The sequence below is a fragment of the Micromonospora sp. NPDC049801 genome, assembly GCF_040656575.1.
Classification (GTDB): Bacteria; Actinomycetota; Actinomycetes; order Mycobacteriales; family Micromonosporaceae; genus Micromonospora.
The window spans coordinates 1-6740 of sequence record NZ_JBFAMS010000040.1 but is presented as its reverse complement, the minus strand read 5'-3'; the positions used below and the strand labels follow the sequence as shown (position 1 = coordinate 6740).

The following is a 6740-nucleotide window of genomic DNA, read 5'->3' as shown; positions in this document are numbered from 1 at the left end:
CCACAGCCCCTGCCCACCCGGCCCCCCGGCGGGGGGCGCGCGGGGGGGGCGGCCCCCCCCCCCCCCCCGCCACTCACACGTTCCGGGTCAGGCAGCCAACACCTCGGCCAGCGTCGTGATGGCCTGGTCGATCTCCTCTTCGGTGATCACCAGGGGCGGGGCTAGCCGGATCGTGGAGCCGTGGGTGTCCTTGGCGAGGATGCCGCGCTCCATCAGGCGCTCGCACGCCTCGCGTCCGCTCATCAGCGCCGGGTCGATGTCCAGCCCAGCCCAGAGGCCCCGGACGCGTACGCCGACGAGGCCCTTGCCGACCAGCCCGTCCAGGCCGGCCCGCAGCCGCTCGCCCAGCTCGGCCGAGCGGCGCTGGAACTCGCCCGTCGCCAGCAGCCGTACGACCTCGGTGGCCACCGCGCAGGCCAGCGGGTTGCCGCCGAAGGTGGAGCCGTGCTGACCGGGCTTGAGCACGCCCAGCACGTCGGTGTTCGCGGCCACCGCGGAGACCGGCACGATGCCGCCGCCGAGCGCCTTGCCCAGCAGGTACATGTCCGGCACCACGCCCTCGTGGTCACAGGCGAAGGTCCGGCCGGTACGCCCCAGACCCGACTGGATCTCGTCGGCGATGAACAGCACGTTCCGCTCGGTGCAGACCCGGCGTACGCCCGGCAGGTAACCCTCCGGCGGCACCACCACGCCCTGCTCGCCCTGGATCGGCTCGAGCAGCACGGCGACGGTGTTCTCGTCGATCGCGGCGGTGAGGGCGTCCAGGTCGCCGTACGGCACGACCGTGAACCCCGGGGTGTACGGCCCGAAGTCGGCGCGGGCGTCCTCGTCGGTGGAGAAGCTGACGATGGTGGTCGTCCGGCCGTGGAAGTTGCCCTCGGCCACCACGATGTTCGCCTGACCGGCCGGTACGCCCTTGACCTGGTAGCCCCACTTGCGGGCCACCTTGATCCCGGTCTCCACGGCCTCGGCGCCGGTGTTCATCGGCAGCACCAGGTCCTTGTCGCACAGCTCGGCCAGCTCCCGGCAGAAGTCGGCGAACTGGTCGTGGATGAACGCTCGGCTGGTCAGCGTCAGCCGGTCGAGTTGGGCGTGCGCGGCGGCGATGAGCTGCGGGTGCCGGTGGCCGAAGTTCAGCGCCGAGTAGCCGGCCAGGCAGTCCAGGTAGCGCTTGCCGTCCACGTCGGTGAGCCACGCGCCCTCGGCCGACGAGATGACCACCGGCAGCGGGTGGTAGTTGTGCGCCGTCCAGCGCTCGGCGTCCCGGACCGCTCCCGGCGTACGCAGCTTGTCGTCCACGATCACTTGGTTGCCTTTCCCTGACGGAGTCGCAGCGTGCAGCACTTCGGTCCGCCGCCGGCCTTACGCAGCTCGGACAGGTCGACACCGATGGTCTCGTAACCCCGGTCGCGCAGCTTGGCGGCCAGGTCGGTGGCCTGCGCGGGCAGCACGACGTGCCGTCCGTCGCTGACCGCGTTCAGGCCCAGCACCTCGGCGTCGGCCATGGTGGCGTGCACGGCGTCGGGGAAGAGCCGGCGCAGCACGGCCTGGCTGCCGGGGGAGAAGGCCTCCGGCAGGTACGCCACGGTCCGCTCGTCGAGGACGGTCAGCGCGGTGTCCAGGTGGTAGAAGCGCGGGTCGACGAGCTGCATGGTGATCACCGGGTAGCCGAAGACCTCCTGCAACTGGGCGTGCGCGGCGTGGGCGGTCCGGAAGCCGGTGCCGGCCAGCAGGTGGTCGCCGGCCAGCAGGACGTCGCCCTCACCCTCGTTGACGTGCTTCGGGTCGTACATCTCGAACCCGGCGGCCTCGAACCAGGCCCGGTAGGCCGGCGCCTCGTCGGCGCGCTGCGGGTCGCGGAACTGCACGGCCATCGCCTTGTCGTCGATCACGGTGCCGCCGTTGGCGGCGAAGACCATGTCGGGCAGGCCGGGCACCGGAGTGATCTCCTCGACGGTGTGGCCCAGGTCAAGGTACGTCTGGCGAAGCTGCTCCCACTGCCGGACGGCCAGCGCGGGGTCGACCGGCGCGCTCGGGTCCATCCAGGGGTTGATGGCGTAGTCGACGGCGAAGTACGTCGGCCGGCACATCAAGAGGCGCTGGCTGGTGGCGTCCATCGTCATTGTCCTGCTCCCAGGGGTCGGGCGCGCCCGGCCACCGTGGCCCACGGGCTGGCGCCGTTGCTCAACGTTATGCGGCGTCAGCGGAAGGATCCACCACCGAGACTTGCGCAGACCGTAGATCCGTTGCGTGTAACGCACAGCAACCAACGATCCGTTGCGCAGGAAGGCCAGCTCACCCCTCCAACAGTGATCAAGAGGTTTGCGTCACCAGACCGGCTTCTGGTGACGCAAACCTCTTGATCAACTGTTCTGGGGGGTGGGGGTGGGGTGGGGTGGGGGGTCTGGATGCACTTCAGGGGCGGCGAATCGCCGCCCCTGAAAGGGTGTCGCCCTGCTGGTGAACCACCGTCGGGCTGCCGGCGAACCGCCGGCTCTTCGCCGGTGCACCACCGGCGAGCGGAACAGTGCCCGCTAGAAACGATCCACAAACTGTGAGTCAAGCCACTCCCGGAGACGCTGCACCCAGTCGCCGTCCGTGGTCGGCCAGACGAACTGACCGGTCATCGCGAGCACGCCGACCACCACCGCCGCCAGGCCGATGAGGATGCCGAACAGCGCGTCGGTCTTGCCGGCGACGTGCCGGCGGCGGGTCGCCATCAGGCCGAGCACCGACAGCACCGCGCCGACCGCGCCGAGCCCGATGCCGTACCCGGCCAGGGTGCCGCTCAGCACGAACAGCGCGCCGACGACGGAGACGATCAGGCCGAGGGTGGCGAGCAGGCTGGCCCGCGGCTTCGGGCCGCGCGTCACCGGCTCCGGCTCGGTGTCGCGAGCGGGGGTCGTGTCGACCGGACGGTCGGTCACGTCGGGCCGGCGGGTCGTCGTCCGGTCGAGGTCCGGGTCGCGCTCCGGCCGTCGGGTCGTACCGTCGAGGTCGTTGTCGCGCTCGATGGTCGGGACGGCGGCCGTGCCCGTCTTGGCGGCGAGCGGCCGGGCCTCGCCCTCCGTCGGGCGGGCGGTGTCGGTCTCCACCGGCCGGGCGGTGGCGGCGCGGGCCACGGCCGCGCGCTCCGCGGCCCGTCGCTCGGCCTCGCCGGTGCGCCCGGTCGTCGCGGTGGCGTCGCCGGTCGCCGTGGCGCTGCGGTACGTCGTCTGGTCGGCGTCCCGGTCGGTGACAACCGGTCGGCCGTCGTCGGTCCGGCCCGTCTCGGTGACCGGGGTATCGGGACCGTCAAGGTTCTCGTCCCGCGTCGGCGTCTGCTCGGACCGCCGGGACAGCGAAGGAATCCTGACCACTACACACCTCCTGTTGAATGCGTGGTGGCCGACGTTCAGGGGTGGCACCCACGCGCTACGACCCCGAAATACCCACCTCGGCGTTTCCTGACACCGATTCCGGGTATGGCCCGCGGATCAGGGGCGGATCCACCCGGCGTTCGGCGTGAAGGAGCAGCGTCACCCGGTGGCCCCGGTGCGACTGGCTATCCTTGGCACCCGTGCCAGAGGGACACACGATCCACCGCCTGGCGGCCCGGCACGCCGAGCTGTTCGCCGGTGACAAGCTGCACGCCGACAGCCCGCAGGGCCGCTTCGCCGATGGCGCCGCGCGGCTCTCCGGGACCGTCCTGGACGGCACCGAGGCGTACGGAAAGCACCTGCTGCACCACTTCGCCGACGAGGTGACCCTGCACGTGCACCTCGGGCTGTACGGCAAATTCACCGACGGATCAGGGACGCCCCCCGAGCCCGTCGGCCAGGTGCGGCTGCGGCTGACCAGTGACCGGCACTGGTTGGATCTGCGCGGTCCGACCGCCTGCGAACTGCTCACCCCGCCCGAGGTCGACGCCCTGCGGGCCCGCCTCGGCCCGGATCCGCTGCGCGCCGACGCCGACCCCGAGCGGGCGTACGCCCGGATCTCCCGCAGCCCGACGCCCCTCGCGGCCCTGCTGCTGGACCAGTCGGTGGTGGCCGGCACCGGCCTGATCTTCGTGACCGAGGCGCTGTTCCGGGCCGGGCTGCCGCCCACGATGCCCGGTCGGGCGCTGACCCGGGCCGGGTGGGACGCCCTCTGGTTCGACCTGGTCGCGTTGATGCGGCTCGCCCTGGAACACGGTCGGATCGACACCGTCCGCGACGCCCACCTGCCCGAGGCGATGGGTCGACCGGCGCGCGTCGACCGGCACGGCGGCGAGGTGTACGTCTACCGCCGCGCCGGCGCCCCCTGCCACATCTGCGGCACCGAGGTCAGTCGCGGCGAGCTGGTCGGCCGCAACCTCTACTGGTGCCGTACCTGCCAGGCCCGCTGACCCTCGGCGTCAGTCGGTGCCGAGCAGCCAGCGGACCACCTCGACCTGGTGCGTGAAGACGACCTGGTCGGCGATGCTCCAGGCCAGGCAGTGGCCGATCGCCCAGCCCCGGACCCGCTCGACGTCCAGCCCGAGGTCGGTGCTGAGCCGGTCGAGTCGGTGCCGGACGGCCGCCGGCGAGTGACCCAGCTCCGGACCGCGTACGAGTGGCACCACCGAGAACTCCCGCTCGCCGATCAGCGGCTTGGGGTCGATCGCCAGCCAGGGGGCGCGCTCGGCGGCGAGCACGTTGCCGGCGTGCAGGTCCTGGTTGACGAGCACCTGCTCGCCCTGGCTCGCCGACAGGTCGACCAGCAGGGCGCGCGCCGCGTCGAGGAGCCGCCGCTCGTACGGCCGGCCGGCCCGTTCCCAACTGCGCGGCATCCGGTCGAGCCAGCCGGCGGCCTCCTCGGCGAGCGGGGTGAACGGCGCGCCGGCCGGTCGCCAGAGCCGGGGCAGCAGGTCGACCGCCGCGTCCAGCGCCTGGTCCATCGGTAGTTCGTGCAGGGACGTACCGGGTCGGCAGCGCTCCACCAGCAGCGCGCGCCGTTCGGGGTCGTGAGCGAGCAGCCGGATCGCGCCGTCGCCGGCCCAGTGGCCGAGCGCGTGGGCCTCGTACCGGCTGTCCTCATCCGGGAACTGGACCTTGAGCACCGCCGCCGTACCGTCGGGCAGATCAGCGGGGAGCGCCAGCGAGGCGTACGCGTACCGGAACGGCGGACCGAGCCGCAGCGACCACCGCTCGGCACACTCCGCCACCAGCGTCGGCAGCGCGGTCAGCCAGGCCCGGCCCACCGCTGACGCTCGTACCCAACCAAGCCCCTCGGGCAGTTCCATCCCGCCATCCTGCCCGCGCCGGGGCGGGTGGCATACCGGGTGGACAGCGGATCGGACATCCGGGAGCCTGTCGTGATGCGACCGGGGCCGTTCTTACGGGAAAGCCTGCTGCGCGCCGGGATGCGTGATGTCGTCGCCGTCGAACCGGCGGCGGGCGGGCTCGCGGCGCTCGCGGGTATCGCCACCCGCCGGGACGCGCCGTCGGTGTTCGTCAAGGCGTTCGCCGAGACGCCGGCCGACGACGTCTTCCCCGCCGAGGCAGACGGGTTGGCCGCGCTGCGCGACCTGGGCGGCGTGCCGACGCCCGAGGTGATCCTCGCGGACCGGGACGTGCTGGTGCTGTCGCTGCTGCGGCCGCGGCCGAGCAGTGCGGCGTTCTGGGAGCGGTTCGCGCAACAGTTGGCCCACCTGCACCTGAGCACGACCCATCCGCGCTTCGGTTGGCACCGGGACAACTGGCTGGGGCGTCGCCGACAGGTCAACACCTGGAACGACGACGGGTTCGCGTTCTTCGCGCAGCACCGGCTGCTCCGCTGGCTCGGCGAGCCCCGTGTCGACGCCGCGCTCGACCGGCAGGACCGGGCGGCACTGGAACGGCTCTGTTCGCGGCTGCCCGAGTTGCTGCCGGAACGGCCCGCGTGCCTCACGCACGGCGACCTGTGGGCGCAGAACATCCTGGCCACACCGGACGGGGAGCCGGCGCTGATCGACCCGGCGGTGTCCTACCTGTGGGCCGAGGTCGACCTCGCCCACGTCTGGACGACGTCGCCCCCGCCTGAGGCGCGGCGGTTCTTCGACGTCTACGCCGAGCTGACGTCGCTCGACGATGATTGGCGGGCCCGGATGCCGATCGTCCAATTGCGACAGCACCTCGCGGTGCTGGCCCAGTTCGACGACGATTGGGGCGCGGGCGACCAGATCCGGGCCACGCTCGCCCCGTTCCGCAGCAGGACGTGACCAGGAGGCCGTGTGATACCCGACGACGAGAAGTTCCTCCGCCGCGCCGTGGAGATCGCCAGCCAGGCGGGGGCGTCCGGCGAACGGCCGTTCGGCTCGTTGCTGGTCGACGCGGACGGTGTCGTCCTGGTCGAGGACCACAACACCGTGGTCTCGGATTCGGACATCACCGCCCATCCGGAGTTGAAGTTGGCCCGCTGGGCCGCCCGGGAGCTGTCCGCCGAGGTGGCCGCCGGCACCACCATGTTCACGAGTTGCCAGCCCTGCCCGATGTGCGCGACGGCGATCGACCGCTCCGGCCTCGGCCGGGTGGTGTACGCGCTCTCCAGCGAGCAGTTCGAGGAGGTCAAGCCGGCCACCCCGGCGCTGCCTCCGGTGCGCTACGAGGGGCCGGCGCTGTTCGAGGAGGCGCGTCGGCCGATCGACGAGCACTACTAGGGCCTGTTTCATAAGAACTGGCCGGCCTGCGGCGGGCCCGGACGACGACCGGCGGCGTTGCGGTTTCGTCCGGATACCGGTGTTGTATCCGGACGAAACC

At 72.3% G+C, this 6740-nt stretch carries 7 protein-coding genes; 3 read left to right on the top strand and 4 right to left on the bottom strand.

What is annotated here, in order from left to right; all coding sequences use genetic code 11:
- Window positions 1–87: 87 nt before the first annotated feature.
- From rocD to AB0I89_RS33605, 3 genes are all read right to left on the bottom strand, one after another.
- Window positions 88–1302 (bottom strand): ornithine--oxo-acid transaminase, encoded by a 1215-nt coding sequence (gene rocD / locus AB0I89_RS33615; RefSeq protein ID WP_357134884.1) that lies wholly within the window; start codon window positions 1300–1302, stop codon window positions 88–90.
- Window positions 1302–2117 (bottom strand): dimethylargininase, encoded by an 816-nt coding sequence (ddaH, locus tag AB0I89_RS33610; RefSeq protein WP_357134883.1) that lies wholly within the window; start codon window positions 2115–2117, stop codon window positions 1302–1304. The genes rocD and ddaH overlap by 1 nt, the downstream gene beginning before the upstream one ends.
- A 417-nt stretch (window positions 2118–2534) precedes the next feature.
- Complete coding sequence (locus AB0I89_RS33605) at window positions 2535–3359, bottom strand: DUF4190 domain-containing protein (protein WP_357134881.1); 825 nt, start codon at window positions 3357–3359, stop codon at window positions 2535–2537.
- Window positions 3360–3559: 200 nt separating this feature from the next.
- Between AB0I89_RS33605 and AB0I89_RS33600 the strand changes: the two genes are divergently transcribed.
- The gene (locus tag AB0I89_RS33600) at window positions 3560–4369 is read left to right on the top strand and encodes a DNA-formamidopyrimidine glycosylase family protein (RefSeq protein WP_357134880.1); all 810 of its coding nucleotides are present in this window, start codon (window positions 3560–3562) and stop codon (window positions 4367–4369) included.
- Between the two features lie 9 nt (window positions 4370–4378).
- Here the strand turns inward: AB0I89_RS33600 and AB0I89_RS33595 are convergent, their stop codons facing one another.
- Window positions 4379–5245 (bottom strand): aminoglycoside phosphotransferase family protein, encoded by an 867-nt coding sequence (locus AB0I89_RS33595; protein ID WP_357134878.1) that lies wholly within the window; start codon window positions 5243–5245, stop codon window positions 4379–4381.
- 120 nt (window positions 5246–5365) lie between these two features.
- On the opposite strand from AB0I89_RS33595, the gene AB0I89_RS33590 reads away from it, so the two are divergent.
- Together AB0I89_RS33590 and AB0I89_RS33585 are read left to right on the top strand one after the other, a co-directional pair.
- Window positions 5366–6202, top strand: a complete 837-nt coding sequence (locus AB0I89_RS33590; RefSeq protein ID WP_357134877.1) for a fructosamine kinase family protein — start codon at window positions 5366–5368, stop codon at window positions 6200–6202.
- Between the two features lie 12 nt (window positions 6203–6214).
- A complete protein-coding gene (locus AB0I89_RS33585; protein ID WP_357134876.1) occupies window positions 6215–6640 on the top strand; it encodes a nucleoside deaminase in 426 nt (141 codons plus the stop codon).
- The last annotated feature ends 100 nt before the right edge of the window (window positions 6641–6740 follow it).

Bases quoted from the DNA above. Each gene is read 5' to 3' on its own strand.
- ddaH (WP_357134883.1), bottom strand. From the start codon at position 2,117: ATGGACGCCACCAGCCAGCGCCTCTTGATGTGCCGGCCGACGTACTTC.
- AB0I89_RS33595 (WP_357134878.1), bottom strand. From the start codon at position 5,245: ATGGAACTGCCCGAGGGGCTTGGTTGGGTACGAGCGTCAGCGGTGGGC.
- AB0I89_RS33590 (WP_357134877.1), top strand. From the start codon at position 5,366: ATGCGTGATGTCGTCGCCGTCGAACCGGCGGCGGGCGGGCTCGCGGCG.